The sequence below is a fragment of the Undibacterium sp. Rencai35W genome, assembly GCF_049340185.1.
Classification (GTDB): Bacteria; Pseudomonadota; Gammaproteobacteria; order Burkholderiales; family Burkholderiaceae_D; genus Undibacterium.
The window spans coordinates 210,110-236,979 of the sequence record NZ_JBMPPC010000007.1 but is presented as its reverse complement, the minus strand read 5'-3'; the positions used below and the strand labels follow the sequence as shown (position 1 = coordinate 236,979).

Here is a 26,870-nt window from a genome sequence, read left to right as displayed (position 1 = left end):
TTGCAACAAAAAATGGCTTGAATTTTTATCTCAATCCGAAAAATTAAATTTGTTTACAGATAAAACTGGTGTTGTTTAATTGGCAAAAAGCCAGTTGTTAGAGTAATATAATTCCACTAACTGGCAGAGAACAACACCATGAATGTTGCAGAGTCTTGCATGTCCCGCTTGCCCCTTCTTTTCCTTCTCGCGGGATTTGCCTCTGTTTTTGCCTCACAACCCGCATCGGCACAAGCTGCCAGCACAGCGGGTACCAGCATAGAAGATCTCAATGAACTGTCGCTCGAAGACCTGATGAAGGTTCAGGTGCGCAGTGCCTCCAAGTATGCGCAAAGCGTGAGTCAGGCGCCCTCGGCAGTGCAGGTCATCAGCGCAGAAGATATCCGTCGTCACGGCTGGCGCACACTGGCCGAAGCTCTGGACAGTTTACCGGGCATGTATGCGAGTTCGGATCGTGCGTTTGCCTTTGTCGGTGCCCGTGGTTTTATGGTGCCGGGAGACTACAACATGCGGTTTTTGTTGTTGCTGGATGGGCAACCGCTGAATGACAATTTATATGACCAGGCCAATCTGGGGCATGAGTTCCGTATCGACATGGGGCTGATCGACAGGATCGAATATGTACCTGGTCCCGGTTCATCGATTTATGGTGCTAATGCGATGTTTGGCGTGATCAATGTATTGACCCGCAGCGCCAAAAATTTGCCCGCGCTGAGTGCCGGTATGCAATGGCAAAGCGATGGTTGGCGCGAGTTACATGCAGTCGCCAGCAGGCGGGCTGATGGCGACATGCCTGATCTGATCATGTCAGTGAGCCGTGCCGATAAGCTGGGACAGGACCTGCAATATCCCGGTGCAACGGGACTGCTGACCAGCAATGGCAAACCTTCGCCTGATGGTACGACACATGGTCTCGATATGTTGACGGTCACGCGGCTATTTGCCGGACTGAAGCAAGGCGGATTTGCCATGTCAGCCTGGGCTGCCCGGCGTGATGTGCATCCTTCTTCCGCGCTGTATGGCAGTAATTTTGATGATGGTCGTCTGCATTTGATCGACAGCAGTTATGGCCTGATGAGTTCGTATCAAAAGGCATTGACGGCAACGACCCAGTTTGATGCGCGTTTTGCTTATCAGCGTATTACCTATCAGGGCGATGCGCCTTACACGGACTCCGTCGCCGGCAGCTATGTTAACCGTGATGAGGCTAAAGGCAGCTGGCTTTCTGGCGAGGCCAGACTCATGTACACCGGATTAGACGACCACAAATGGATTGCCGGAATTGATTTTCAAAGCGATCTTGACGCCATTCAAAAGAATGCCGATATCAGCGTCTCGGTGAATACGCCTTTGTCGATCAGTACACCAGGAAAACGTTACGGTTTTTACTTACAGGATGAATGGAATTTTTTACCCGACTGGCGTTTAAATGCAGGTCTGCGCACGGACAGAAACAGCGACAGCCAATTTCATACGAGCCCCAGGCTTGCCTTGATCTGGAACCCCAGTTCCGACCTGACCTTAAAGCTTCTGGGTGGCCGTGCCTACCGCGCCGCGAATGCTTATGAATCTGCGTATGCGCGCGATCAGGTATATCTGGCCAATCCCAAACTCGCGCCAGAGACGATACGTACTTTGGAAGCAATAGCGGAATATCAGATTAATTCGCATCAGGAAATGGGATTGTCCCTGTTCGACTATCGCTTGTCCGACCTGATACGTCAGGTCGATCTGGGCGGCGGTCTGTTTCAATATCAAAATCATCCTAGTGTTACTGCGCAGGGCGTAGAGTTATTTCATCGTTTGCGTACCAGGGACGGTCTGGTCGTCAATACCAGTTTTGCCTTTAATCACAGCCGTGATATGAATGGAATGAGTCTGGGAAACAGTCCGCGCTGGATCAGTAAGCTGCATGCCAGCCGTGCATTATGGAATGACAACTGGGTTGGCGGACTTGAGTTCAATGCGCTGGGGCCGAGAACGCTGGATTGGCGCGGTACACGCACTGCGATGGGCACGCAATCAGTGCTGAATCTGACGCTGAATATCACTAAATTATTGCCTGGTCTGGATCTGCAACTACGCGTCACAAACGCACTGGACCGGCGGATTTTATATCCTGCCTCAGACGAAGCACCTACCAGCACCTTGCCCGGCGATGGCCGGCAATGGCAACTAGGATTGAACTATGCGTTTTAAATTGCGCAGGCAATTTTTGAACTATCTCACCTTGGCTGCATCGCTGCCCTTGTGCATTGCCTCACCTGCAGCTGACGACGTCGCAGATGCGCCTGAATACGCGCTGAAGGCGGTCTATCTGAATAATTTTGCGCTATTTACTGACTGGCCTGAATCCACTGATGAGGCCCTGGAGTTTTGCGTATTCGGCAAAGATCCGTTTGGACGTTTTTTAGAAAAAGCCGCACAAAAAAAAATCCGTGGTAAAGCCATCCGTATTCGCCGTGCTGTGAGTGGCGCGGATCTTAAAAATTGCCATTTATTGTTTATCCCTGCTGCGGAGAGAGAGAACTTTAACCGAATTGCCCCATCCATCAGTCAGCAAGCCATTCTCACTGTGACCGAAACATCACATATCGATGAGAAATACCCGAATGTGATGATCGTCATCGTGCAGGACGGTAGTAACGTCATGTTTGACGTCAATCAGAACGTCGCAAAAACGGCAGGATTGACCCTGAGTTCCAAGCTGTTGCGTCTCGCGCGTAATGTTAAATGATGGATAAAGCGATGACGACTAAGCCGATGATAAAAAAAACGCTGGAAAAAAAGCTGATGCTGGTGAATTTGCTGGCTTTCAGTCTGGCGTCTTTTTTTGCGGTGGCGCTGATCGTGTCTTACCTGTGGATGACGGCACGCACCGATCTGCTGCGTAATACCGAAATCGTCGCCCAGGTGATTGCACAGAACAGCGCACCGGCATTTTTATTTAAAGACGCAAAAGCGGCACAGGAAGTCGTACGTGCGCTGGCGCAGGATACCAATGTTCTGGCCGGTGAGTTGCGTTACCCGGATGCGACTTTGTTTGCCTCGTATGTTCGTCCGGTGAGCCCTGACCAGCCATGGCAGATCAGTGATGCACCGGAAGCCACCCCTTTGCACACCGTCGAGTCACGTTTTTATTCACGCTACCTGGTTGTGAATACGCCTGTCATGGCGGAAGAGCAGCAGGTCGGAAGCCTGCAGATGCATGTTGATTTGACCGCGACATACCAAAGGATAGCCGGACTGGTGACGGTGATCGTACTCGCGACACTGGCAGCGGTATTGCTGGCAGGGCGACTACTTAAGCGTTATCTGCGCCGCATTCTTAATCCTATTCAGCAGCTGGTTTTGCTGATGCAGGAGGTGTCCGGTAAAGATGACTATAACCAGCGCGCCTTGATTCCTACCGATGATGAAATTGGTACGTTGGGCGAAAGTTTTAATTTTATGATTGAGCAGATCCAGCGCCGGGATATGGCAATCGGTAAGGAATTAGTCGAACGTAAGCGGGCAGAAATTCAACTCGATCATATTGCGCACTACGATAGTGTGACGGGATTGCCGAACCGGCATTTTTTTACTCGCCGTACCAGAGAGCTGGAGCATCGCGCTAAAAATTCGGCCAAATTCGGCCTGCTATTTATCGATCTTGATAACTTTAAATATGTGAACGATACCTTCGGTCATCGCATCGGTGATCTGTTGCTGATCGCCGTGGCAGATCGCTTGCAAAAAACCTTGCGCTCGAACGATCTGGTCGTGCGACTGGGAGGCGACGAATTTGCGGTGCTGCTCGATAATCCTAAAAGTACCGATGATGCCTTGCGTCTGGCGGAAAAATTATTGGCCTTATTGAGTCAGTCATTTTTGTGCGAGATCCATGAATTCAACGTCGGTGCCTCCATCGGTGTGGCGATGATGCCTGACCATGTCAGTACATTTGAGGACCTTCTCAGCTCGGCTGATGCGGCGATGTATGAGGCAAAAGCCTTTGGCAAGAACAATGTCCAGCTGTGGAAGCCTGCGATGTCTAAACGTACTTTACAGCGCTTTACGATTGAATCCGGTTTGCGCAAGGCGATTGAAAATGCCGAGCTGGAAGTGTATTACCAGCCTATCATGGAACTGGCGACCAATAAAGTCGCGGGGATGGAGGCCTTATTACGCTGGAAGCATCCGAGTCTGGGTTTCGTCTCTCCTGCGGAATTTATTCCGATTGCCGAAGAGAGCCAATTGATCGTGACCATAGGCGAATGGGTATTGCATCAAGCCTGTACGCAGATCAAACGGTGGGAACAGCAATTCGGCCCTTTGTTTGTCGCGGTGAATGTCTCAGCAAGGCAGTTCCGTCAGCCCGGGTTTGCCGACAGTGTGGAGCGCATCGCCCGGGAAAATGACTGTCCGGCGCATTTGCTGGAGCTGGAATTGACTGAGACGATGCTGATGTCGCAGACGGCGGAGACTCTGGCGATTTTGACGGATTTGTCCAGCCGTGGTTTTAAATTATCACTCGACGATTTTGGAACGGGCTATTCTTCACTGGCCTACTTAAAACGCTTTCCGATTCACAAATTAAAAATCGACCGGAGTTTCGTCTCGGATTTACCTGATGATAAAGATGATGCCGCGATTGCACAGGCGATCGTCTCTTTGTCGAATCATATGGATATGCGGGTCGTCGCAGAAGGTATCGAGACCCGGGAGCAGGCAGAATTTTTACGGGGGCTCGATTGCACTTACGGGCAGGGATTTTTATTTAGCAAGCCTTTACCTGCACCGCAGTGCGCCGACTTTGTCGAGCAAAATTTACGTTCTGCATTGAGCATGCAGGGGAGTCAAACTATATCGACCTAATTTTTTGCAGATGCCGGCCCTGATGCTGGTGTATGCAAAATTAAACCCATCGCACTGAGTACGATGGCAGTACCTGCGATGGTCGAGGTGCTGACGGTTTCGTGTAAAAATAAATAGCCCCACAACATACTGAACATCGGAATCAGAAAAGTCACGGTCATCGCCTTGGTAGGCCCGATGCGACTAATGAGCGGAATGAAAATCGCTTGCGCTACGCCAGTTGCCAGCAACGCGAGTGAGAGCATGCACGCAATCGCAGTGACCGAGGGGAGCTGATGTGGCAGCGAGAACGGCACTGCCGGTGCCAGCATCAAGCCTCCCAGTAGCATGGAGCCGCATGCCATTGCATATGGATGAATGCCTGTTGATGCGGTGTTGCTAGCAGTTTTATTTTGTCCCATCTTTTTCATCAAAATACTGGAGATCGCATAGGAGGCTGCGGCTGACAGGCACGCCAGAGCGCCGCTGAGTGTCTGTGGATTCAGATCCAGTGCACCCGCGCCAACCAGAACGGCCACGCCGATAATACCCAGCAATAAACCAGTCAACTTACGCACCGTCAGGCGGTCTGCCAGCCAGACAATGGAAAATAAAGCGCCGAATAAAGGCGCAGTCGCATTTAACACTGCTGAGTACGCAGTCGGCAAAAATTGTGATGCGTAAGAGAAGCAGGAAAATGGAAACGCTGCAGAGAAGAATCCGACGATGGCATACGATTTTACGTTCTCCCTCCATAACATGGGAACGGATTGCAGCCGCACAAAACCCAGCAAGGCAAGGCCAGCGATTGTCACGCGCAAACTCGCGGTCACTACAACCCCTAATTCCGGTACCGCGACACGCATAAAAATAAATGATCCTCCCCAGATTGCAGCAAGGAGAATGAGTTTGATCAGATCTGAGAGGGGCATGGTCGAAGGCAGGAAACAGCGGAGGCCAGATTGTAGCATCTGGCTCCGCTCCCGTTGTTTGGCCAAGGCCAGGCGCAATGATGGCACCAGCAGATCAGGTTATTCCTGAGAGCAGTCCTTCGTTAAGCCAGGTATGCAGCCAGCCTGCAATTTGTACGGTGCTTTCCGGGTTATGTTCAGCCGCCCCGGCACACACATCGGCAAAACTTTTTCCGGCACTGAGTGACTGCAGCGCTTGGTGTTCTGCCGGTGAGACCGAGCGGAAATGCGCTTGCAACTCTCTGCGCCAGATCAGCCAGATAACCGCGTCCTCAGATCGCTGCGGTGCTGGCGGAGTTTGTTCTTCGCTCAGCGCCAGCCAGGTTGCCACCGAATTCCACTGGCTGTGCAAAAAGTGTTGCGATGCCTGACAACTAAATCCTATGCTTTCCCATGCATGCGGCGCTATCAAACCTAGGTTGTCGATGCTTAGCACGGGCTGATCTTCTGCATCAAACGCTAGGCTTAAATACCATTCAAATCCGGCAAGTTCGGCAACCAGGGGATAGTCAGAAAAGAAGACCTGGCAAAACGCAGGAAAATCAGCGCCATACCAGCGCAAATTGCGCGATTGAGATGGGTGCACCTGAATATAGGCACGGCATGCCTGATCAAATAATTCGTCGCCGAGATAGGCACGGGTTTTATCAAACGCGCTGGACAATGCTTCGCATAAGCGCAAACGATAGCCATCGAAATAAATGGCAAGTCGCTCTTCCGTCGCTAGCCCAGATTGATTGCCTATGTGAGGCAGTATGCTGGCTAGCGTATTGAGACCAAGAATCACATCTTGAAATTCAGCTTGCAGTTTGCCAAGTGCGGAAAGCGGCATCATGTCGAAGTCTCCGGCATGGCTTGATGGTATTGATGGTGAGCAGGGTATGCAGGCTGTGCAGGGGCTGATTTAGCCAGCAGACATTGTTCTACCGAGACACACCGGGCAATCTGACGCGCAATCTCCAGTTCAGACACCAGATCTGCCAGAGGGGGAATATGATCGTCACGCTCTATCATGCTGGCAACGTTACCGAAACGGCGCAAAGCCTGTTCGTATAAAGCCCATACCGGATCGGCGACCGGATGATCATGCGTATCAATGATATGGGTGCCGTGATCATGATGGCCAGCCAGATGGATTTGCTGTACCCGCTGCACGGGAATCGCATTGAGATAAGTCACCGGATCAAAACCATGATTGACGCTGCTGACGTAGATGTTGTTGACATCGAGCAAAATCAGACTGTCCGACTCTTCTGCCACAGCGGCCACGAATTCCCACTCACTCATCGTGTCGCTCTTAAAAGAGAGATAACTGGAGACGTTTTCCAATACCAGCGGACGTTCCAGCACATCTTGTACGCGCCGGATATTCTGTACAAGAATGTTGATCGTCTCTTCGTTATAGGGCAGAGGAAACAGATCGTGCAGATTTTTACCATGTACACCAGTCCAGCAAATATGGTCAGAAACCCACAGCGGCTGAACGCGTTGTATCAATTTTTTTAAGTCACGCAAATAGTCTGGATCCGGTCCTTGAGCCGATCCTATTGACATTGATACACCGTGCATCACCATAGGATAATCGCGTCGAATCGCATCTAGCATCGCGAGCGGTTTACCTCCCGGTACCATGTAATTCTCAGACAGGATTTCAAACCAATCTATTGCCTGTGGCGCAGCCAGAATCTCATGGTAATGATCGGTACGTAGTCCCAGACCGAAACCTGGTGAAGCGATGGGCATGCTCATTTTTAATCACTTAAAAAAAATTGCGCTTGTCCGGGATGACCAGAGCAAGCGCATGACAGACGGGCTTTGGGATTATTTATCCAGATCAACGATCTTGCCGTTTTTCGCCAGGCATTCACCAGCTTTCGTTGCAACGAAGCCGTGGCCTTTGCAAGAGTTCTGGCCTTTGCAAGCGTTCTCCGCTGTTTTGCAATCACTAGTTCCCTTGCAGCTGTTGATGCCAGCGCAATGTACTTTATCGCCAGCACTGACAGTTGCAGTCGCAGCGAAAGAAGCACCGGACAATGCCATAGCAGCAGCGGCAGCAGCGATCAGGGCGCCAGTTTGGATAGTTTGTTTCATGATGTATTCTCCGAAAAATAAATTGTTGATGAGTAAAAATTACCGGCCAAGGATTGAACCTTCAAGTTCATCACAAAGAGTTATTTGTTGTTCTTTGCTTGAACTTGAGCATCAGTCGTACGCAAACTGGAATTACTTACACTGGTTTTAAAATATTTTTTAAATAGTTGAATTTCATTACCTTTGATGAAATGTGCTTATGCTGAAAATTAGGCTCAATTCACAGAATACATAATGATGTTCCCTGTACCCATGTTTGAGTCTGTCTGGAACTGGTCCTTGCTAAATCGGAAGATGAAGGAAGATGCCGGGCTAACGAGATACGTTGTGGTGTAGGGATGGGGCACTCAGATCGCTAGTAGTTGCGAAGTAATGCAGAGTGTTGATGCAGATACTTTCCAATGACGGTAGATTTAAGTCAGCTTGCCAGCTAAGACGGCAATCAGAGCTAGTGTTTGAAGAGCTGTCTATCGGCAACGACAGGCCGGAGCAGTAAGGCTTAGATCAGATGACTCTCATCAAATTCATAGGTCACGATGCGCTGATAAATGTCTTCACGCTCTTCAGGCGCGGCATGCAGCAGGCGTGCGACGGCTTTGCTCGGGACTTTAAAATACTTACGGCGATTTTTGCGCATGTCTTGCGTACGCCAGCCTTTTAAGGTTAGCCATTCCCATTGCTCTGGCTCCAGAGTCATGCGCAATTGAATTTTTAAACGATGCAGGACGATGGTGCTGCCAAAAGTTGGCATGCTACCCGGTGGCGGTAGCATCCGTTCTTTACGGATCTTAAATAAAGACCTGATTTCGTTTTTGACGATATTCAGCATGGGATGTGCAAAGGACTGGTTTGATTGTGTTGGCGCGCCATTACCAATAATAGGGATGTTACCGTTAAGGATAAACGCTAGCAAAATATTAATTGTCTAAAAGCAAATAATAACAGGTGCAAACACGGTATGCAAATCTGCGCTGCATGTCCGTGTCAATAGAGGCTAGATCGACCGGATCGGCTTAATAAAAGATCTTTGCCTGCGCACCGTAAGCGTTACATCAGCTTGATATCATCGTGTAAGTTGGCGTTGAGCGCACACTGGACACAATGGATTGCGGTTGATGCGGATTGGTGTCCACTCCATGTTTTGTGCATCGAGCAGAAGCAAGCGTCCGGTCAATGCCTGTCCTATCCCCATGATTACTTTTAAGGCTTCAGCGGCCTGCATGCTGCCGATGATGCCGACTAAGGGAGCGAACACGCCCATGGTTGAGCACATAACTTCTTCAAACGCCTGGTCTGGCGGGAACAGGCAGGCATAGCAAGGCGATGCAACGTCGCGCGTATCAAACACACTAATCTGCCCGTCGAAGCGGATTGCCGCACCAGAGATTAGCGGAACACCTGCCGTGACACAGGCCCGATTGACTGCATGGCGCGTACTAAAGTTGTCGCAGCAATCGAGCACGATACTGGCGGACTGAACTAATTCGTACAGACGTTCATCGCTGGCTTTCTCCTGCAGAGCGACGATATTGATCTCGGGATTAATGGCTTCCAGCGTTTGTTTTGCCGAGCTTACTTTGGCCTGACCGATGCTCGCAGTATTGTGCACGATTTGCCGCTGTAAGTTAGTCAGGTCGACGGTATCGTGATCTACCAGTGTGATGATACCGACGCCAGCACTGGCGAGATACAAGGCCGCGGGCGAACCCAGCCCGCCTGCACCGATAATTAAGGCATGAGCTGCCTGGATTTTTTCTTGACCCTCTATGCCAATCTGATCGAGCAGGATATGCCGCGAATAACGTAATAACTGGTGGTCGTCCATATGGGATTCTCTGGCTTTAGAAAAGTGTATTGCGTGACTTGCCGAGTATTGTAAGCGGAATAAGAATGCATGGGACGCAGATAAAAAAAGACCGCATCAGTTGCGGTCTTTTAACAAGCCTTAAGTCGGTTCCATCAGGTTTGACAGGCCAATCAAACCTGTCAAACCTGATTTAATTCTGGTTATTTTTTCTTGCTGTCCGATTTGCCTTCTGACTTGGTATCGGCCTCATCCTTCATCTCTTCTTTTGCTTCGGCTTTGGCGACTTTAACAGGCAAGCCCTTCAAGTGATTTAAAGCTTGCGCCAGCTGGAAGTCATCTTTGCTACCGTATTCGAGCGGCTTACTTTTCTTTGCCATTGCAATCAGTCTTTGCTCCTCTTCGAGTTCATCGACTTTGCCTTTATTGGTTTGCTCAGCTTCTTTATCATTCGTCAGATGTTTTTGTAAATCGGCCTCACGTGTACGCAGGCTATTGAATCCGTCACCATCGGCGGTTTCTTCAACGTTCAGATCTGGCACGATACCTTTCGCCTGGATAGAGCGCCCGTTCGGTGTGTAATAGCGTGCTGTCGTCAGTTTGACCGCGGTATCGGCAGACAGTTGACGGATGGTCTGCACCGATCCCTTGCCGAAGCTCTGGGTACCGATAATGGTTGCACGCTTGTAGTCTTGCAATGCTCCTGCGACGATCTCGGATGCGGATGCGGAGCCGGTATTAATCAGCACTACCATCGGTACATTTTTGATCGCTTCGGGTAACTTGCTGAGCGGATCGCCGACAGCACGGTTAGCATAATTTTCGCGCTTAGCGTAATACGTCGCTTTGGAATCTGGCAACTGGCCGTTTGTTGATACCACGACTACGTCTTTTGGCAGAAACGCAGCAGAGACGCCGATAGCACCTGGCAATACACCGCCGGGATCATTGCGTAAATCCAAGACCAGACCTTTGATGTTCGGATCCTGCGCGTACAGTGTCTGGATTTTTTTCGCCATGTCCTCGACCGTCGGTTCCTGGAATTGCGCGATGCGCAACCACGCGTAACCAGGCTCGATGAGTTTCGCTTTGACGCTTTGCTGCTTGATCAGTTCGCGGGTAATGGTGACGACGATAGGTTTATCTTCCGTCTTGCGTGCCAGCGTCAGGGTGATTTTGGTATTCGGCTCGCCACGCATTTTTTTGACGGCTTCGTCCAGCGACAGACCTTTGACGGGTTGCGAGTCAAGGCGGGTAATCAGATCACCTGCTTTGACACCGGCGCGATAGGCGGGAGAATCTTCGATGGGGGAAATGATTTTGACATAGCCGTCTTCCATCCCGACTTCGATCCCGAGGCCGACAAACTTGCCTTGTGTGCCTTCGCGCAGTTCTGCGTAGGCTTTTTTATCCAGATAAGCTGAATGTGGGTCAAGTGAGGCGACCATGCCTGAAATGGCTTCGGTCAGCAGTTTATTATCTTCTACCGGCTCCACATAATCCGATTTGATCAGACCAAACACGTCGGCCAGCTGACGCAGCTCTTCAACCGGTAAAGGCGTGCCAGCACTTTTTTGCGCCAACGCAGAAAATTGCACTGACGCGGCGACACCAGCGATCATGCCTAAACTGATTAAACCAAAGTTCTTAATTTTGCTGCCCATGTTTTATAACTCACATCTCACTTAATTGTTACCCAGGTTAACGGGTCGAATACGCGCTCTTGATATCTGAGCTCAAAGTATAAACCTGATTCTTCATTGCCGCCGCTATTACCCGCACTGGCAATCGTGTCACCGGCCTTGACGACATCGCCGACATGCTTGAAAACCGACTGATTATTGCCATACAGGCTCCAGTAGCGGCTGCCGTGATCCACAATGATCATATTGCCAAAGCCGCGCAGCCATTCGGCAAAAATGACTCGTCCTGCTGCAATTGCCTTGATCTCAGCCCCTTCATTGGTCTTAATAAAAAGACCTTTCCAGCTAGGGCCATCGCCACGTTTACTACCAAATCTGGCGATGAGCTCACCTTTGACAGGGAGGCGTAACTGCCCTTTGAGCTTGCTGAACTCCCCTTCAAAATTATTGGGTGTGGGCGTTTGCTCGTTCTTGGCGAAGGATTTTGCCGGTGGCTCATCGGCGTCAATCGCATTGGTGTTGCTTGCTTTGCCTGATTTTTTACCTTGATTTGCAAGCGCCTTGTCTTTGGCCGCTTTGTCCCGCTGTTCTTTTTCTAGTGCGAGTTTTTCCTGGCGTTGTTTCTCGATTTGGGCGGCTCGTGCTTGCTCTGCTTTAATTTGTTCTTCGATAAGTTTATTCAGGCGCGACACTAGATTACCCAGACGCTGCTCATCTTTTTGCAAGCTATCCGCTTCTTTCTTCTGCGCGTGCAATTTGTCTGCTAACTGGGCGAGCAAAGTGCTGCGTTTTTTCTTTTCTGATTCGAGCGCATTTTTATGCGTGAGTTCTTCTTGCGCGATTTCATCTAATTCGTCTTTGGCTTCCTGCTCATCCCTCGCATTCTTTTCCACTGCGGCCAGGCTGACACGCAAGCCCTCTATCATTTTGGCCTGGGTTTGCGAGACATAGCTCATGTATTGCAAGTCGCGGTTGATGCGATTCGGATTGTCGCCAGAGAGTAATAATTTGATACGGTCACTATCGCCGCGCATGTACTGGTGACGCAAAAAATCGGAAAGTTGTTTCTTCTGCAGATCTACCTTGGCACTGAGCCGCTTTTGTTCGTCTAATAGTTTTTGTAAACGTGCTTCGGTGTCGCCCTGCTCGATTTTTAAATCACGTAAAGAACGATTCGCCTCTGAGATCGCCTGCTCGGATGCCGCTAAAGCATCGCTGGCTTTGTCTTTGGCGGTTTCCGTTTTATTGATATCGGTTTTGAGCGTCTTCAGTTTTTGCTGAAGTTCGGCGCGTTGTGCTTCGGCCTGATTTTTTTGTGTGGCGCGCGCAGTAGAGGCCGCATGAGCGCTATGCGATGCTGCTACGCTGATTATCAGAGCAATCGCAGCATGACAGACCATCGCACATAGTCGTGACGCTAAGGACACTACATACGATGGCGTGTGGTGAGTGCTTTGTTGAAAAGCACCCGTTACGGCTTGATGCATCAAGATACTTATTTGGATTTTCCCTGGCTGGCAACGGCTTGCAACGCCGCTTCGATAGCGGACTGGTCGCCAAGGTAATAGTGTTTGATGGGCTTCAGATCAGCATCTAATTCATACACCAGCGGCTGACCGTTTGGAATATTCAGGCCAACAATATCGGCATCGCTGATGCCATCCAGCATTTTGATCAACGCGCGCAAACTATTGCCGTGAGCACTGATGATGATGCGTTTGCCGGAGCGGATTGCTGGTGCAATCGTATCTTCCCACGCTGGCATGACGCGTTCTACGGTGTCTTTCAGGCATTCTGTGAGTGGAATTTGCGCGCGGGACAAACCGGCATAACGCGGGTCATTGAATGAAGCGCGTGGATCGTTTTCTGTTAAAGCATTCGGTGGCGTATCGTAGCTGCGACGCCACACCAACACCTGCTCATCACCATACTGGGCGGCGGTTTCCGCTTTGTTCAAGCCTTGCAATGCGCCGTAATGGCGCTCATTGAGGCGCCAGTCATGCACTACCGGCAGCCACATCAAATCCATTTCATCCAGAGTGCCCCAGAGCGTGCGGATGGCGCGTTTCAATACGGAGGTGAATGCCAGATCAAAAGTGAAACCAGCTTCTTTCAGAACCTGTCCGGCCTGACGTGCTTCGACTACGCCTTTCTCCGTCAGATCAACATCGGTCCAGCCAGTAAAGCGGTTATCGAGATTCCAGGTGGATTCGCCGTGGCGCATCAAAACGATTTTGTACATGATTTACGTGAAATTGTTGTGAATTTGAGGGAGTCAGTCGCTATTGCAGCATCTATTTTATAATGGCGGCGTTGGTTACAGATACTTTACTGCTACTTATTACCGTTTATAACAATTAACTCACCATTGGAACACTGTGAAATTCTTTATTGATAACATCTGGATTATTGGCCTCGCCTTGGTTTCTGGCGGCGCATTGCTTTTTCCCGCGCTACAAAGACGTGGCGCGAAGGTCACACAATTACAGGCAACCCAATTGATCAATCAAGGCAAGACCGTCGTGCTTGACGTACGCGATGCGGCTGAGTTTGCGGCAGGTCATTTACAAAACGCAAAAAATATTCCTCTTGCTGAATTGCCAAACCGCTTGAAAGAGCTGGAAAAATCAAAAAGCGCTACCATCATCACAGTCTGTGAGCGTGGTATCCGCTCTGCGACTGCGGCAGGTGTGCTGAAGAAAGCAGGCTTTGAACAGGTAGTCAGTCTTGAAGGGGGCGTTGCGGCTTGGAAGTCGCAAGGTCTGCCGACAGTAAAATAATCCGGTAATTCAGTTATTCAGTTATTTAGCGCAGGAGAACAACATGACAGCGCATGTCCTAATGTATAGCACCGCAGTTTGTCCTTATTGCACCATGGCAGAACGCCTGCTGAAATCCAAGGGTGTTGAGGAGATTGAAAAAATCCGCGTCGATCTGGATCCAGTGATTCGTGACGATATGATGCAAAAGACCGGTCGTCGCACCGTGCCGCAAATTTATATCGGCGAAACGCATGTCGGTGGTTTTGACGATTTGTCTGCACTAGACAGGGCTGGCAAACTCGATGCGCTGCTGAATCCGGCTTAACTGGCAGCTTTTGTCCGGGGTTTACTTGCCGGAAATCAAATAAAATCAGCAAAAATCCCACTAATTTGAGGATTTTTGCTGATTTTGTATTTGACTTGATAGAATAACGCGCCGTGATCTTGAAATGGCTGAAAACAGCCACATCTTGCCATCTCGCTGTTCATTATTAATCTTTTAGAATTTTTAGAAAGTCTCACATGTCTGACGAAAATCTGCAGCCCGTATTTCAAATTCAACGCGTTTATCTGAAAGATTTGTCGCTTGAACAGCCAAACTCTCCAGCGATTTTTCTGGAACAAGAAGCACCGACGATCGAAGTTGCATTGGATGTGACTGCTGAGCCGCTCGCTGAAGGCATCGTTGAGTCCACTGTGACCGTGACAGTGACAGCGAAAATCAAAGACAAAGTTGCTTTCCTGGTTGAAGGCAAGCAAGCGGGTATTTTCGAAGCGCGCAATATCCCTGCGGATCAACTTGATCCATTGCTCGGTATTGGTTGCCCGAATATCATCTATCCATACCTGCGTTCCAACATCGCTGATGTGATCTCCCGTGCGGGTTTCCCGCCAGTGCATTTGTCAGAAATCAATTTTGAAGCTTTCTACCAGCAACGTCTGCAATCTTTGGCTGAGCAACAAGCCAAACTCGCAGCAGATGCCGGTACTGAAACGCCAGCAACCACTCACTAATTGTCATTATTGGCGATTGCCCTGCCAGCCTGTGTGCTGGCGGGGGATTAAGTGGAAACTACTATGCGTCGTTCTCTGGTTTTATCTGTAGTACTTGCTCTGGCATCGGCGTCAGGTGGTGCGTTGGCTCTCGATTTCAAGTCGATTGGTGCTTCGCCAGTCATTTTGTATGATGCGCCGTCTGCTAAAGGCAGCAAAGTGTATGTCGCGCCACGTGGTATGCCAGTCGAAGTAATTTTGACCTACGGCACCTGGAGCAAGGTGCGCGATATGGGTGGTGATCTCAGTTGGGTCGAGTCCAAAGAACTGGTTGCTCGTCGTAATGTGGTCGTGCGTGTAGCGAATGCGAAAGTCCGTGCCGCTGCCGATGAATCCTCTGCATTGGTTTTCAGTGTTGACAAGAATGTATTGCTGGAAATGGCAGAACCGGTCAATGCTGGCTGGGTCAAGGTCAAACATCGCGATGGCCAGATCGGTTATGTCAAAGTGTCAGAAGTCTGGGGCGTCTAAGTCAGAAGCGCGCAAGACGGACATAACAGGTATTGCGCAGAGTAAAAGGCATGCATAAAAAAGGACAGGAAGCTGTCCTTTTTTTTATATACTCCCCTCATATTTAAAAAAATATACCTATATCCGCATATAAACATTAGTGTTCTTGAATATACTAAGTGGAGTATGTAGAAGCTGATGCAAAAATCATGCTGTCAGCCATTACGATATACCATCGGTCAATAGGGAATTGGCGCACCGGTGCGCAGCAAAATGGCAGTTCCGGTATGAGCAACTATGAAACAACTTCTTGTGAAGGTCAGACTATGAACATCAGCATACTTGGTGCAGGAGCCTGGGGGACTGCCCTGGCGATTTCTTTAGCTGCCAGGCATGAGGTGCAGTTGTGGGGGCGTAACGCTGATGTCATGCAAGCAATGCAGGTCGGGCGTGAGAACAAGACTTATCTTGCAGGCTTCCCGTTTCCCTCTCAACTGCAAGCAAGTGACGATTTTCAGCAAGTGATCAAGCATGCCAGTGCAGACGATGGTTTATTGATTATTGCGACTTCGGTTGCGGGCTTACGACCTCTCTTGCAGCAATGCCTTCCGTATCATCCCAAGCATGTGGTCTGGTTATGTAAGGGATTTGAAGAAGGTTCGCAATTATTACCACATCAGGTGGTGCGTCAGGTGCTGGGTGATGATGTACTGGCAGGGGCGTTGTCTGGCCCTTCATTCGCTCAGGAAGTTGCCAGAGGTTTGCCGTGTGCACTGACGATTGCGTCCAGTTCTGCAGAGCTATGTCAGCACGTCGTGAATGCGGTGCATGGCAACGCGATTCGCGTGTATTCCAGTGATGATGTGGTCGGCGTTGAAGTCGGTGGTGCTGTCAAAAATATTTTAGCCATTGCCACCGGTATCGCCGATGGCTTGGGTCTGGGTTTAAATGCCCGCGCTGCTTTAATGACGCGTGGCTTGGCTGAAATCAGCCGGCTCGGCGCTGCCTTGGGCGGACATGTTGAAACGTTGATGGGATTGACTGGTGTCGGGGACTTGATATTGACCTGCACCGGCGATCTTTCCCGTAACCGTAAAGTCGGACTGGCATTGGCTCAGGGCAAGTCGCTGGAGGTGGTTGTGCAGGAGCTGGGGCATGTCGCAGAAGGTGTGCGTTGTGCCAGAGCCGTCAAAAATTTGGCAGAAAGTTTGCAGATTGAAATGCCGATTACGAATGCCGTAGCAGGGGTGTTATTCGATGATGTTCCCGCACAACAAATGATCGCGCGCTTACTGGCACGCGATGCGAAGCAAGAGCTTCGATAGATCAGTTGAGTGGTGGTCACAATAAAGCCGTCGGATAAATCAGGTGCGGCCATACGTACGGCGAAAACCCGGAAAGCTTAATACCCGGATGATGACGCTCTCAGGCACATGCTGCCGTCTCATTAATTCGCGGGTCTTTTTCAAACCCAGCGTAGACAGATAAAGCGTTCCTAGGTCCACCATAAAACGCGTCAGAATATCCTTACGGCGTAAGAACATATGGTGTTGCACTTGCTGTTTTCTGCGCCTGCTTCCTGACATGATTGCACCTGATGTTCTCTGCGAAAGTGATACTGGAGAGGGGACTACATAGGGCATGGCTGGACTGCATCTCGGACAAGGTCGGGTAAATTACTTACGCCACTTACTTTGCTTACTCACTCCGACGTTCTCACTGTAACTGATTTTTCAACGAAATCAATCTTGTTCTCCATCGACAGGCAATTTTTTGACGATGAGTTTTTGCGCTTGTCGCAGAGCGGAGGGCGATTTCTGGTGGCTGCCTGCACTTCTTTGTTTGGCGGCGACAGCTACCGGGTTACGTGGCTTGGTCTGTGACGGATCCAGGCGGAAAGTCAGTTTCTGGCGCGTTCCTGAAGTTTTATTAGCCATTACTGCTTTCCTTTCCGATCATTTTTCAGTGCTATATTTTGTGGTTTGTAAGCGGCGACAAAGCTTATAAAACATAGCGTGACAAGTCTTCGTCGACCGATAAGGCGGCGAGCTTACTCTCCACATAGGCGGCATCAATTACAACGGTACTACCCGAGTTTTGATGAGCGTCAAAAGAGATTTCTTCCAGCAGTTTTTCCATCACGGTGTAGAGCCGGCGTGCGCCGATATTTTCGGTTGTTTCATTGACGGAAAAAGCAATTCCTGCGAGCCTTTGCACTCCTTCATCACTGAATTCTACGGTGACGCCTTCGGTTGCCAATAATGCTTGATATTGACGTGTCAGACAAGCATCGGTGCTGGTCAGGATACGCTCGAAATCAGCAATCGACAGAGATTCCAGCTCGACGCGTATCGGGAAGCGACCTTGCAACTCCGGGATCAGATCGGACGGTTTTGCCAGATGAAAGGCACCAGAAGCAATGAACAGAATATGATCGGTTTTGATCATGCCGTACTTGGTATTGACGGTGGTTCCCTCGACTAGCGGCAGCAGATCACGTTGCACGCCAGCACGTGATACTTCAGCGCCGCCAGTTTCTGAGCGCGATGCGATTTTGTCGATCTCATCAAGAAACACAATCCCGTTTTGCTCGACATTCTGGATCGCCTGTTGCTTTAGTTCGTCTTCGTTGACTAGCTTGTCAGCCTCTTCTTCGATCAAGAGCTTCAGCGCTTCTTTGATTTTCAGCTTACGGGATTTTTTGCGGCCGCTGCCCACTCCCGAAAACATGGATTTGATCTGTTCTGTCATCTCCTCCATGCCAGGCGGTGCCATGATCTCCATTTGCGGTGCTGGCTCAGTGAGATCGATATCGATTTCCTTGTCGTCTAAGGCGCCTTCACGCAGGCGTTTGCGGAAGGTTTGACGAGTCGGATTGTCGACGGCTTTGTCCATGCTCGCAGGCTCGGCATCGCCAGTACTGGCGGCGTTACCGGTATTTGGAGCAAAGCCAAAATCACGTGATGGCGGCAACAGGATATCGAGGATCCTGTCTTCTGCGGCATCTTCAGCGCGGGCGCGCACCTTGCGCGTTGCTGCTTCGCGAGTTTGTTTAATGCCGATATCCACTAAGTCGCGAATAATCGTATCGACGTCGCGACCGACGTAGCCAACTTCCGTAAATTTAGTCGCCTCAATTTTGATGAAGGGTGCATCGGCAAGTTTTGCCAGTCGGCGGGCGATTTCGGTTTTACCGACACCTGTAGGGCCTATCATCAGAATGTTTTTTGGCGTAATTTCGTGACGAAGCGGCTCTGGCACTTGTTGTCTGCGCCAGCGGTTACGTAATGCAATGGCGACGGCGCGCTTGGCGCGGCCCTGGCCGACCACATGTTTGTCTAGTTCAGAAACGATTTCTTGGGGAGTCATGTTCATAGCGCTGGTCCAGGCTTATTCTAAGGTTTCTATCGTGTGGGACAAATTGGTGTAGATACACAATTCGCCAGCGATGGTGAGCGATTTTTTGACAATCTCTATCGGCGATAAATCGGTATTTTCTTGCAACGCTTTAGCCGCTGACTGAGCAAAGGTGCCGCCTGAGCCAATCGCGCCGATGCCGTCAGTGGGCTCTAATACATCGCCATTGCCGGTTATGACCAGAGTAGTTTCTCTGTCCGCTACCAGCAGCATCGCCTCCAGGCGACGCAGCATGCGGTCGGTACGCCAGTCCTTGGCGAGCTCTACGGATGCGCGCATTAGATGCCCTTGATGCTTTTCCAGTTTCGCTTCGAATCGTTCAATCAGTGTGAAGGCGTCAGCCGTTCCGCCAGCAAATCCTGCCAGTACTTTGTTGTGATACAGCTTGCGTACTTTGCGCGCCGTACCCTTCATGACGATGTTGCCTAAAGTGACCTGACCATCGCCGCCTAGTGCGACCAGATTGCCGCGTCGTACCGACAAAATAGTCGTGCCGTGGAATTGTTCCATGTGATCCTCAATGATGATGTTACTTGCTATATGTGCGCAAATTGTAGCGGCATCTGTTTGATTCAGAGCCTAAATGCAAGAACAAAGACAAGCATTCTGCGCTTCAGTCCGTATTCGGTTGTTGCGATGTAGTTAATTTCGTATTAATTTTCAATGTCACTTGATCTGCAAAACGCAGTTGGGTGACACAGTGGCCTTAGCTTGTACTGAGAAATGGGGTGCATCCCCAAAATTACAAGATAGGACAGAAGCAGAGCGCTGTGTGGAAATTAACGTTTGCGCGGGAAAATAGTGGCAACGTTTTTCAGGCCCATTGCATTGAACAGCGCCATGACGAGATAGTTGACTTCGACAAACTGGATATGGGTGTCGCGCGCTGCAGATAATGGCACTAAACCGTTAAGCAGTTGGGCAGATGCGCCGAATTCGACTCGCTCAAGTTTGGAGCAGTCGAGAATCAGGGGGTTATGGAAAGTTTTGGCGTGGTCGGCGATACGATTGATCAGAATATCTGTTTTGCCCTCAATCACAGCAGGCATCATAAAACGGTTTGAGGGCTGAAGTGTTTCGATCCGGATATCTGGCAGGGAGGTGGTGACTTTATTGATCGGTGCTTCAAATGAAGGAGGAGACACTTCGAATGTAATACAGTAATCCATACTGACTTCTTCAAACGCTTGTTCGAAGTGGAGTAATTGCAGGATTTCCAATAGCAGCAGCCATGGCGCTTCGGTTTCGTCACGACGACCTACTTGCAAGATCGCACGGATGTTGTCTGCCAGATCTTGCGCAGCCACCAACATCAGATCATGCTTGGTCTTTTTCAGATTCTTGATCGCCCGTAGCAATAAGCCGCAACCAACTGGATCCACTTCTTTTACGCGGGTGAAATCAAGTTTCAGGCTTTGACTTTTCAGGCTCATCTGTTGCAAGCGGGCTAATACCTTAACAATGTTCGCATCCAGGCTTGCCGGGAAAGACAGATTGGCCGTGGTTTGGTCTGCCTCGCTTTCTGTGTCTGCTTCCGCCTCATCAGGGCCATGCCAGATGGGCGGCGATGTTTCAAATTTACTCGCGTACTCAAGCGACAGACTGTCAAACTGCTGCTGATTACCGGTGATTTGGTACAGATCAAACAGCATATACCAGCCGATTTGCTCTACCTGGCCGAGATTGTTGTTATGTATTGCTGCCTGCAGCATTTGTGCTGCTACTTCGTTCTGACCACTGGCAAATAAAATACCTGCTTCTTCCAGTAACGGTACGGATTCAGTTTCCGCAAGCTCCGGTGTCATCACATCGGTATGCTGGCTCAGCAGATAATCTGTCGCTGGCAGTTCCAGTGGCAGAGTACTTTGAAAATCGGTAATGTGTTCTGCGGAGGCATCGGCATTTTTTGCTGTTTTTTTACTTACAGCATCAGGTGCAGACTTGGCAGGAATCGGACTCTTTGTCTTGCCCATATCGCGCGACATCTCAAATTCGATCGCATCGATTTTACGGGCAGTTGCACGTGCAACATGGCGTTGCGCCATGATGGATTGAGACGCTAATTCGTCCTCAGCAGGCACCGCGATATCGGTATTGCCGCTTTTTGAACGTGTTTTTTTAGCAGAAGTTTTCTGCGAGGAGTCATTCTCCTGCTGACCATTCTTCTTGCCGAAAAGCGAAAAAATCCCCACGTTATTCCTGAATATAAATAGTTGAAACTATTATGTGCTTCTTTGGATTACAAAATAATCTTGGTCATGGGCGCGCGACCAATTTGGCGAAGCTAAAGTATAGTCTGAAACATGTAACTTTTGTTAGCTGTGCAGCGGCTTTGCTCTAATGAAAATGTAAAAAATTCTACAAAAATTGTAACAGACAAGAATAATTTTGCATTTGAGCTTGCGTAAGGCCTGTGAAATTTATTGAATAATAAAAAAAGAGGACTTTATTTGTCCTCTTTTTAACCGTTTTGTGTTGGTGGTGTTCTGCTGATTTGTAATTTACTTACTTGACAAGGCCTGCATTTAAAACATCACTCTGACTCCGGCGACGACACCACGACCCGGCTGAGGTACGGTTTCTTTTAATACCGACGTCGCAAGACGGATATCTTGATTCAAGAGATTTTTCGCCAATAAAAACCAGGTGAGCTGGCTATTATTGTAGGCATGTGTGTAGGTCAAGCTGGCATCAAGCTTGGTATAACCTGGCGTCACATAATCCTCGAAACTCGCGAGCCGGTCCTGGCTTTGTGCACGCAAGACATTCAGGCCACCATTCCATGCGCCCATTTTATATGTCAGATCGATGCCAAAACGTGTTGCCGGTTGCAGGGGCAGATTGCCTGCGTCGTCGAGTGTGCCGCGGGATGTATCGGCAAATGCGCGTGCGGATAAACCTTCACCATGCTGGTTGTAGCTCACTTCAGCCTCGCCACCGCGTATGGTTGCGCTCGCTTGGGACCAATAGCGACGGGTGAATTCGGCGTCGGCATCAGGGACGCCCGCCTCGTCTACCTTGGTGCCATCGCTATGACCATACACATAATTGCTGACCTTGTTCAGGAACGCATTGATTTTCCAGCGGATCAGGCCGGTCGTTTTTTGTGCGGTTAATTCCAGATTGCGCGAGCTTTCTTTTTTCAATGTATTGCTACCGATGTCGTAGGTTGACGTCGATTCATGCGGACCGTTCGAATACAGTTCTTCGGTCGATGGTGCGCGTTGTGCCATCGAGAGTGTCGCACCGATGCCATAGCCTGGTGCGAATTGCCATAAACCGCCGACCGATGCAGAGCCGATATTGAAGCTACGGCTTGGTAGCTGGAACTGTGCTTCCGGATCGCGTTTGACGTTCTCGAGACGGGCGCCTGCACTGGCCATCACATCACCAAACGCTTTTTGCTCAACCGCGAATAAGGCGAGGGATGTGGACTTGGTCGTCGGTACGGTATCGGAGCGACCTGTGCTGGCAGATAAGGCAGAGAAACGGATGCTCTCTGTTTGCATGCCCCAGCTACCTTCCCATCCGTCCCAGTTTTTATGCGCAAGACTGATGCGTGTTTCCAGAGACTTATTCGTGAAATCGGTAATGGGAGTGCCATTTTCCATTTTCTCGGTATGTTTGTAATCCGTATCGGCAAGTTTGAAATGCAGCGAGTCAAAACCGGACAGCGGCGATTTGATCATGCCGTCGATATCGAGTCGATTCTGCTTCAGATCGATGAAGGATTTTTCAGCAGTAGGTATGCCGTAGCGATCGCTCATTGTTTGTACCGCAGCGCCGATATGGCCCCAATCCTTGATCAGCGCTGCGCCGATCCCGAAACTTGTTTCATGTGTGTAGCTAGTTGGTAATTTGCCGCTTGCAGAATTGGGGTTACCGGCTTCGGTCTGCCCAGGGATGCGGTAGTCGCCGGTGTCGCGTGTATTGCCATCGAGATGGAATGCCACATCGCCACTGGAGCCGAGGAGTGAGAATGAGGCATTTTTTTCCTGATTCACGCTGCCATAACGCAGTTCAGCTTCGCCGCTGATGTGCTTGCTGAGCACGGTGGGAATTCGCTCATCAACCACATTGACCAGGCCACCGATTGCGCCGCTGCCATATAGCAGTGCTGCGGGACCACGCAAAATTTCGATTTGCTGTGCGGTGGCACTTTCGCTTGCAACGGCGTGGTCATTAGATAGGCTGGAGACGTCGGCGACACCCATCCCGTTTTGCAAAATTTTGACACGCGGACCTTCCAGTCCGCGAATAATCGGACGCGATGCACCGGCGCCAAAACCTGAGGCAGCGACACCCAGTTCACCGCCCAAAGTATCGCCCAGCGAGGTGCCGAGTTTGGCGCGTAATTCAGGACCAGAGAGAATTTTGGCGGGTGTCAGGATTTGCATATTCTCATCATTGCCCAGAGGATTGGATGAGACGGTAACGGTGTTGATCGCGCTATCGGCGAATGCGGCAGAACTCAATGAGGCCAGTGCAGACAGCACGGCGCTTGCGATAAGGGAACGTTGGAAAGACATATTACTTCCTGAAAAATGGAAAAAAACAAGCGTCATCGAAACGATGGCTCGTGACATTACAGCGGGCAGATTGCCCGATCAGGAGAGAGAAGCTGGTGGTGCGCGGGAGGAAAAGTGCAGTTGCAAAGGCGCTTGCCAGCTTTGTTCTGCAGGCAGGTCGGCGGGGATGGCGGTGCCGGCTAAATCCGGTAATTGCGGCGTTACTGCATGCAGACAGTCTGCGGCTGTGAGTGCATCAAGAAACGCGCAGGAGTGTACTTGTTTATCGTCGCCAAATGGCTGACTGAACGCGTCTAAGAGTGTGATTGCAGACGGGTTCTGCGCCTGACTGACGAGCACATTGTAGGCGGGCTTGCCATTGCTCCAGCCAGCATGGGCGATTTTGTGACTTTGCCCTATCCACTGCGCCAGCAATAATGCGGGCAGCAGTATCCACAGCAGCAAGCGAGCTGTGTGATGTGGACGGGATAGAGAAAAAAGTCGCATGCAGATTTCGTGATTCTTACAAAAAAATGCTCAGGTCTATTGCTGTGATGTTGCGTGTCATTTGCTGTCTTTTCATGTCGCCATGAGGATATTTATTTGCGGCCTGTTTTATGACAAGCCTGCGTCATTTAAGTTCGCATCATATCTCTTACAAGAGAATGATCTGACGATCGCTTGTTTCGCTAAAAAACTAGCGCATGGATTGTGGTTATTGATGCATCCGGTAGTGTGGCAAAAAACTGACATTCTTTTGCATAAACGTCCTCAATCGCTGACTACGTACTCATTAATTGCAACTGGGTTGCACACATTTTGCCAAAAAAAGCGTGCATGGATAATGCACGCTATTGACTCACCGTAAGCCGAGGATTAATCGCCGTACAGTTTTTGCTTCATTTCGCGTCTTTGTTGTGCTTCCAGAGACAAGGTTGCTGTCGGTCGCGCTAACAAGCGTGGAACGCCGATAGGCTCGCCCGTTTCTTCGCACCAGCCATAGTCGCCTTCGTCGATGCTGGCGATGGATTGCTGAACTTTTTTCAACAATTTACGCTCACGATCACGGGTACGCAATTCCAGCGCGTGTTCTTCTTCAATGGTAGCGCGGTCAGCCGGATCCGGAACCAGCACGGTTTCGCGCAGATGTTCGGTAGTTTCGTCGGCGTTTTTCAGCAAATCCTTCTCTAGCTGTTGCAAACGGGCTTTAAAAAATGCCAGTTGTGCAGCATTCATGTAGTCCTTCTCGCCCATCTTCAGAATTTCTTCTTCGGTGAGCAGAGCTGCGGGCGCATTGACTGTTGCAGTCGATTTAGGTGATTTAGTTGCCACTTCGCTGACTTTCGATACGACGGATTAACATACAAGTAATAGCTAAATTGCATTGAATCTGCATTTGGCTAGCCATTATCCTCCCCTTACTGACAAAGTAAATGACATCCTGATGAAGTTTGCCTTTTACATTGCTGGAGCGGCAAAAGCGGTTGCCCCAATTCAGTAGCCCGCTAGTTTATACCAAACATAGTTTTAAACCATCAATAAATACTTCTTTAGGTAAATTTTTGCCAATAAACACCATCTTACTCTCGCGCAACTCGTCGTCACCCCATTTCATGCCGACATCCGTGCCCATAATTTGATGCACTCCCTGAAAAATGACCTTGCGATCAGCGCCATCCATCAGGAGCACGCCCTTATAGCGCAGCATGCGCGGACCGAATACATTAACTAGTCCGCCTAAAAATTCATCGAGTTTCGCGGTATTAAATGGCTGTGTGCTTTTAAATACAAAGGCGGCGATATCATCGGAATGATGGGCGTGATGATGATCATGATGGCTATGCTCATCATGAGTATGTCCGCAATGTTCGTCATGCACATGATGCTCGTCAATGTGTTCATCAGCATGTTCGTGAGCGGCTTCAGCCTGTAAAAAATCTGGATCCAGTTCGAGCTTGGCGTTCAGGTTGAAGCCTTTCAGGTCCAGCACTTCGCTAATCGCCACTTTGCCAAAATCAGCAATGCTGATGGTAGCGCGCGGGTTCATGCGGCTCAGGCGTTGTCGCAAGGTGCGGACTTGCTCTGCATCCACCAGATCGGTTTTAGACAGCAGAATTTTGTCGGCAAAACCAACCTGGCGTTGCGCTTCTTCGTGCTCGTCGAGTTGTTGCATAGCGTGGCGCGCATCGACCATGGTGACAACGGCATCCAGCATGTAATAACTGCCGACTTCTTCGTCGACGAAGAAGGTTTGCGCAACTGGTCCCGGATTGGCAAGGCCTGTCGTCTCAATCACGACACGATCAAAGTCGATCTTGCCGTCATTTTTTTGCTGTATCAGATTACTCAGGGCCACAATCAGATCGCCGCGAACTGTGCAGCAGATACAGCCATTATTCATCTCGATAATTTGCTCATTACGGTCCTGTACCAGAATATCGTTGTCGATATTCTCTTCGCCGAATTCATTTTCAATCACAGCGATTTTGTGGCCGTGGTCTTCTTGCAGAATCCGGTTTAGCAACGTGGTTTTACCTGAGCCTAAGAAGCCGGTCAGTATCGTGGTGGGAATTAATGCCATAACTGTCTTTCTGTACTTTGTGCGTTTTGTCGTGTTATCTGGCGCATTCGGCGCACCAGCCTTTGATGGTCAGTTCTATGTCGTGATTTTGAAAACCCTTACCGAGTGTCGCTTGCAGGGTCGCCTGTAACTGATCCTGAAGGGATGGGTGATGATGTGACTGGTTTGTACAATGCTGTTCTTCATCAAGGCAAAACACTTTGGCGCAGCGCGTACACTTGAAATGACCATGCTGATGCTGTATGCCGCTCGTTGCAACATGTGCCTGATCGTCGCTTCCTGTGTTGTAGCGAAAAATCCTGTCATCGCCTGCAATCTTATGTGCCAGACCGGCATCGGTCAGACAGTCAAGTGCACGGTATAGCGTCACTCTGTCCATCTCCGGCAGCGTATCTTGGATCTCCTGGTGCGATAAGGCGCGGCTGGTATTGAGCAAGGTTGTCAGGACGCTGGTGCGTGCTTCTGTTACCCGGATCGTCGCTTGCTGCAGCATCTGTTCGGCCAGAGCTCTTACCTCGTTTGCGGTCTGAGAGAGTGTGGGTGATTTTTTACGGGTGGCGGCTGTCATGATGAAAATCGGTGAGAGCAAAACGGCGGTAGTGACGATGCATTCTGTGTAGTACTTTGCGGTATTATGCCTGAAAATGCAATTCAGTTGCAAAATGCCTTGATGGCGATACGAAGAAACCCGGCGCTTATTTAGTCAGCCTCAGTGACCGCGCTTGGACCTTCTCATCAATCTGTAATGCCGTTA

The 26,870-nt window shown here is 49.8% G+C and carries 27 protein-coding genes; 8 read left to right on the top strand and 19 right to left on the bottom strand.

Annotation, left to right across the window (positions count from 1 at the left end; genetic code table 11):
• The first annotated feature begins 159 nt into the window (after window positions 1-159).
• From ACO0K3_RS16185 to ACO0K3_RS16175, 3 genes are read left to right on the top strand one after another with little or no spacing between them, the layout of a single operon-like run.
• Window positions 160-2,199, top strand: coding sequence for a TonB-dependent receptor plug domain-containing protein (locus ACO0K3_RS16185; protein WP_422986338.1), 2,040 nt, complete (start codon window positions 160-162; stop codon window positions 2,197-2,199).
• Window positions 2,189-2,737, top strand: a complete 549-nt coding sequence (locus ACO0K3_RS16180) for a YfiR family protein (RefSeq protein ID WP_422986336.1) — start codon at window positions 2,189-2,191, stop codon at window positions 2,735-2,737. Before ACO0K3_RS16185 ends, ACO0K3_RS16180 begins: the two co-directional genes overlap by 11 nt.
• Before the next feature lie 11 nt (window positions 2,738-2,748).
• On the top strand, window positions 2,749-4,857 hold the full coding sequence (locus ACO0K3_RS16175; protein ID WP_422986334.1) for a putative bifunctional diguanylate cyclase/phosphodiesterase: 2,109 nt from the start codon (window positions 2,749-2,751) through the stop codon (window positions 4,855-4,857).
• Here the strand turns inward: ACO0K3_RS16175 and ACO0K3_RS16170 are convergent.
• The 9 genes from ACO0K3_RS16170 to gpmA form a co-directional block, all read right to left on the bottom strand.
• Window positions 4,854-5,768 carry a DMT family transporter gene (locus tag ACO0K3_RS16170; RefSeq protein WP_422986332.1) on the bottom strand — a complete coding sequence of 305 codons (915 nt, stop codon included), beginning with the start codon at window positions 5,766-5,768 and terminating at the stop codon, window positions 4,854-4,856. The two genes, ACO0K3_RS16175 and ACO0K3_RS16170, sit on opposite strands and share 4 nt — an antisense overlap.
• A 94-nt stretch (window positions 5,769-5,862) precedes the next feature.
• Window positions 5,863-6,642, bottom strand: a complete 780-nt coding sequence (locus ACO0K3_RS16165; RefSeq protein WP_422986330.1) for a DNA-binding domain-containing protein — start codon at window positions 6,640-6,642, stop codon at window positions 5,863-5,865.
• Window positions 6,639-7,556 carry a DUF692 domain-containing protein gene (locus tag ACO0K3_RS16160; protein WP_422986328.1) on the bottom strand — a complete coding sequence of 306 codons (918 nt, stop codon included), beginning with the start codon at window positions 7,554-7,556 and terminating at the stop codon, window positions 6,639-6,641. Before ACO0K3_RS16160 ends, ACO0K3_RS16165 begins: the two co-directional genes overlap by 4 nt.
• Before the next feature lie 72 nt (window positions 7,557-7,628).
• On the bottom strand, window positions 7,629-7,898 hold the full coding sequence (locus tag ACO0K3_RS16155) for a hypothetical protein (protein WP_422957448.1): 270 nt from the start codon (window positions 7,896-7,898) through the stop codon (window positions 7,629-7,631).
• 499 nt (window positions 7,899-8,397) lie between these two features.
• Window positions 8,398-8,727: a hypothetical protein gene (locus tag ACO0K3_RS16150; RefSeq protein ID WP_422986326.1), complete on the bottom strand. Its 330-nt coding sequence runs from the start codon at window positions 8,725-8,727 to the stop codon at window positions 8,398-8,400.
• Window positions 8,728-8,961: 234 nt separating this feature from the next.
• On the bottom strand, window positions 8,962-9,723 hold the full coding sequence (locus ACO0K3_RS16145; RefSeq protein WP_422986324.1) for a HesA/MoeB/ThiF family protein: 762 nt from the start codon (window positions 9,721-9,723) through the stop codon (window positions 8,962-8,964).
• A 182-nt stretch (window positions 9,724-9,905) separates the two neighbouring features.
• Entirely contained in the window at window positions 9,906-11,366 is a 1,461-nt protein-coding gene (locus ACO0K3_RS16140; protein WP_422986322.1) for a S41 family peptidase, read from the bottom strand.
• 17 nt (window positions 11,367-11,383) lie between these two features.
• The gene (locus ACO0K3_RS16135) at window positions 11,384-12,745 is read right to left on the bottom strand and encodes a murein hydrolase activator EnvC family protein (protein ID WP_422986403.1); all 1,362 of its coding nucleotides are present in this window, start codon (window positions 12,743-12,745) and stop codon (window positions 11,384-11,386) included.
• A 95-nt stretch (window positions 12,746-12,840) separates the two neighbouring features.
• Entirely contained in the window at window positions 12,841-13,587 is a 747-nt protein-coding gene (gene gpmA / locus ACO0K3_RS16130; RefSeq protein WP_422986320.1) for a 2,3-diphosphoglycerate-dependent phosphoglycerate mutase, read from the bottom strand.
• A 136-nt stretch (window positions 13,588-13,723) separates the two neighbouring features.
• On the opposite strand from gpmA, the gene ACO0K3_RS16125 reads away from it, so the two are divergent.
• The 5 genes from ACO0K3_RS16125 to ACO0K3_RS16105 all read left to right on the top strand — a co-directional run bounded on the left by ACO0K3_RS16125 (window position 13,724) and on the right by ACO0K3_RS16105 (window position 16,935).
• Complete coding sequence (locus ACO0K3_RS16125) at window positions 13,724-14,125, top strand: rhodanese-like domain-containing protein (protein ID WP_422986318.1); 402 nt, start codon at window positions 13,724-13,726, stop codon at window positions 14,123-14,125.
• A gap of 43 nt (window positions 14,126-14,168) precedes the next feature.
• A complete protein-coding gene (grxC, locus tag ACO0K3_RS16120; protein WP_422958856.1) occupies window positions 14,169-14,432 on the top strand; it encodes a glutaredoxin 3 in 264 nt (87 codons plus the stop codon).
• Window positions 14,433-14,629: 197 nt separating this feature from the next.
• Window positions 14,630-15,121: a protein-export chaperone SecB gene (gene secB / locus ACO0K3_RS16115; protein ID WP_422957436.1), complete on the top strand. Its 492-nt coding sequence runs from the start codon at window positions 14,630-14,632 to the stop codon at window positions 15,119-15,121.
• Between the two features lie 63 nt (window positions 15,122-15,184).
• A complete protein-coding gene (locus tag ACO0K3_RS16110; RefSeq protein WP_422986316.1) occupies window positions 15,185-15,631 on the top strand; it encodes an SH3 domain-containing protein in 447 nt (148 codons plus the stop codon).
• Between the two features lie 305 nt (window positions 15,632-15,936).
• A complete protein-coding gene (locus tag ACO0K3_RS16105; RefSeq protein WP_422986314.1) occupies window positions 15,937-16,935 on the top strand; it encodes an NAD(P)H-dependent glycerol-3-phosphate dehydrogenase in 999 nt (332 codons plus the stop codon).
• Between the two features lie 39 nt (window positions 16,936-16,974).
• On the opposite strand, the gene ACO0K3_RS16100 is transcribed toward ACO0K3_RS16105, so the two are convergent.
• From ACO0K3_RS16100 to ACO0K3_RS16055, 10 genes are all read right to left on the bottom strand, one after another.
• Window positions 16,975-17,196: a hypothetical protein gene (locus ACO0K3_RS16100; RefSeq protein WP_422986312.1), complete on the bottom strand. Its 222-nt coding sequence runs from the start codon at window positions 17,194-17,196 to the stop codon at window positions 16,975-16,977.
• Between the two features lie 156 nt (window positions 17,197-17,352).
• Window positions 17,353-17,547 (bottom strand): hypothetical protein, encoded by a 195-nt coding sequence (locus tag ACO0K3_RS16095; RefSeq protein WP_422986310.1) that lies wholly within the window; start codon window positions 17,545-17,547, stop codon window positions 17,353-17,355.
• Window positions 17,548-17,611: 64 nt separating this feature from the next.
• Window positions 17,612-18,985 (bottom strand): ATP-dependent protease ATPase subunit HslU, encoded by a 1,374-nt coding sequence (hslU, locus tag ACO0K3_RS16090; RefSeq protein WP_422986308.1) that lies wholly within the window; start codon window positions 18,983-18,985, stop codon window positions 17,612-17,614.
• 15 nt (window positions 18,986-19,000) lie between these two features.
• Complete coding sequence (gene hslV, locus ACO0K3_RS16085; RefSeq protein WP_422957431.1) at window positions 19,001-19,537, bottom strand: ATP-dependent protease subunit HslV; 537 nt, start codon at window positions 19,535-19,537, stop codon at window positions 19,001-19,003.
• A gap of 269 nt (window positions 19,538-19,806) precedes the next feature.
• Window positions 19,807-21,219 carry an STAS domain-containing protein gene (locus ACO0K3_RS16080; RefSeq protein ID WP_422986306.1) on the bottom strand — a complete coding sequence of 471 codons (1,413 nt, stop codon included), beginning with the start codon at window positions 21,217-21,219 and terminating at the stop codon, window positions 19,807-19,809.
• A 333-nt stretch (window positions 21,220-21,552) separates the two neighbouring features.
• Complete coding sequence (locus tag ACO0K3_RS16075; RefSeq protein ID WP_422986304.1) at window positions 21,553-23,556, bottom strand: TonB-dependent receptor; 2,004 nt, start codon at window positions 23,554-23,556, stop codon at window positions 21,553-21,555.
• Between the two features lie 78 nt (window positions 23,557-23,634).
• On the bottom strand, window positions 23,635-24,042 hold the full coding sequence (locus ACO0K3_RS16070; RefSeq protein WP_422986302.1) for a hypothetical protein: 408 nt from the start codon (window positions 24,040-24,042) through the stop codon (window positions 23,635-23,637).
• A gap of 369 nt (window positions 24,043-24,411) precedes the next feature.
• Window positions 24,412-24,816, bottom strand: coding sequence for an RNA polymerase-binding protein DksA (gene dksA / locus ACO0K3_RS16065; RefSeq protein ID WP_262838172.1), 405 nt, complete (start codon window positions 24,814-24,816; stop codon window positions 24,412-24,414).
• A 229-nt stretch (window positions 24,817-25,045) separates the two neighbouring features.
• On the bottom strand, window positions 25,046-26,116 hold the full coding sequence (locus ACO0K3_RS16060; RefSeq protein ID WP_422986300.1) for a CobW family GTP-binding protein: 1,071 nt from the start codon (window positions 26,114-26,116) through the stop codon (window positions 25,046-25,048).
• Between the two features lie 34 nt (window positions 26,117-26,150).
• Complete coding sequence (locus ACO0K3_RS16055; protein WP_422986298.1) at window positions 26,151-26,684, bottom strand: Fur family transcriptional regulator; 534 nt, start codon at window positions 26,682-26,684, stop codon at window positions 26,151-26,153.
• Window positions 26,685-26,870: the final 186 nt, after the last annotated feature.

Coding starts and splice junctions, on each gene's coding strand:
- ACO0K3_RS16185 (WP_422986338.1), top strand. CDS start 160: ATGTCCCGCTTGCCCCTTCTTTTCCTTCTCGCGGGATTTGCCTCTGTT.
- ACO0K3_RS16180 (WP_422986336.1), top strand. CDS start 2,189: ATGCGTTTTAAATTGCGCAGGCAATTTTTGAACTATCTCACCTTGGCT.
- ACO0K3_RS16175 (WP_422986334.1), top strand. CDS start 2,749: ATGACGACTAAGCCGATGATAAAAAAAACGCTGGAAAAAAAGCTGATG.
- ACO0K3_RS16170 (WP_422986332.1), bottom strand. CDS start 5,768: ATGCCCCTCTCAGATCTGATCAAACTCATTCTCCTTGCTGCAATCTGG.
- ACO0K3_RS16165 (WP_422986330.1), bottom strand. CDS start 6,642: ATGATGCCGCTTTCCGCACTTGGCAAACTGCAAGCTGAATTTCAAGAT.
- ACO0K3_RS16160 (WP_422986328.1), bottom strand. CDS start 7,556: ATGAGCATGCCCATCGCTTCACCAGGTTTCGGTCTGGGACTACGTACC.
- ACO0K3_RS16155 (WP_422957448.1), bottom strand. CDS start 7,898: ATGAAACAAACTATCCAAACTGGCGCCCTGATCGCTGCTGCCGCTGCT.
- ACO0K3_RS16150 (WP_422986326.1), bottom strand. CDS start 8,727: ATGCTGAATATCGTCAAAAACGAAATCAGGTCTTTATTTAAGATCCGT.
- ACO0K3_RS16145 (WP_422986324.1), bottom strand. CDS start 9,723: ATGGACGACCACCAGTTATTACGTTATTCGCGGCATATCCTGCTCGAT.
- ACO0K3_RS16140 (WP_422986322.1), bottom strand. CDS start 11,366: ATGGGCAGCAAAATTAAGAACTTTGGTTTAATCAGTTTAGGCATGATC.
- ACO0K3_RS16135 (WP_422986403.1), bottom strand. CDS start 12,745: ATGGTCTGTCATGCTGCGATTGCTCTGATAATCAGCGTAGCAGCATCG.
- gpmA (WP_422986320.1), bottom strand. CDS start 13,587: ATGTACAAAATCGTTTTGATGCGCCACGGCGAATCCACCTGGAATCTC.
- grxC (WP_422958856.1), top strand. CDS start 14,169: ATGACAGCGCATGTCCTAATGTATAGCACCGCAGTTTGTCCTTATTGC.
- secB (WP_422957436.1), top strand. CDS start 14,630: ATGTCTGACGAAAATCTGCAGCCCGTATTTCAAATTCAACGCGTTTAT.
- ACO0K3_RS16110 (WP_422986316.1), top strand. CDS start 15,185: ATGCGTCGTTCTCTGGTTTTATCTGTAGTACTTGCTCTGGCATCGGCG.
- ACO0K3_RS16105 (WP_422986314.1), top strand. CDS start 15,937: ATGAACATCAGCATACTTGGTGCAGGAGCCTGGGGGACTGCCCTGGCG.
- ACO0K3_RS16100 (WP_422986312.1), bottom strand. CDS start 17,196: ATGTCAGGAAGCAGGCGCAGAAAACAGCAAGTGCAACACCATATGTTC.
- ACO0K3_RS16095 (WP_422986310.1), bottom strand. CDS start 17,547: ATGGCTAATAAAACTTCAGGAACGCGCCAGAAACTGACTTTCCGCCTG.
- hslU (WP_422986308.1), bottom strand. CDS start 18,985: ATGAACATGACTCCCCAAGAAATCGTTTCTGAACTAGACAAACATGTG.
- hslV (WP_422957431.1), bottom strand. CDS start 19,537: ATGGAACAATTCCACGGCACGACTATTTTGTCGGTACGACGCGGCAAT.
- ACO0K3_RS16075 (WP_422986304.1), bottom strand. CDS start 23,556: ATGTCTTTCCAACGTTCCCTTATCGCAAGCGCCGTGCTGTCTGCACTG.
- ACO0K3_RS16070 (WP_422986302.1), bottom strand. CDS start 24,042: ATGCGACTTTTTTCTCTATCCCGTCCACATCACACAGCTCGCTTGCTG.
- ACO0K3_RS16060 (WP_422986300.1), bottom strand. CDS start 26,116: ATGGCATTAATTCCCACCACGATACTGACCGGCTTCTTAGGCTCAGGT.
- ACO0K3_RS16055 (WP_422986298.1), bottom strand. CDS start 26,684: ATGACAGCCGCCACCCGTAAAAAATCACCCACACTCTCTCAGACCGCA.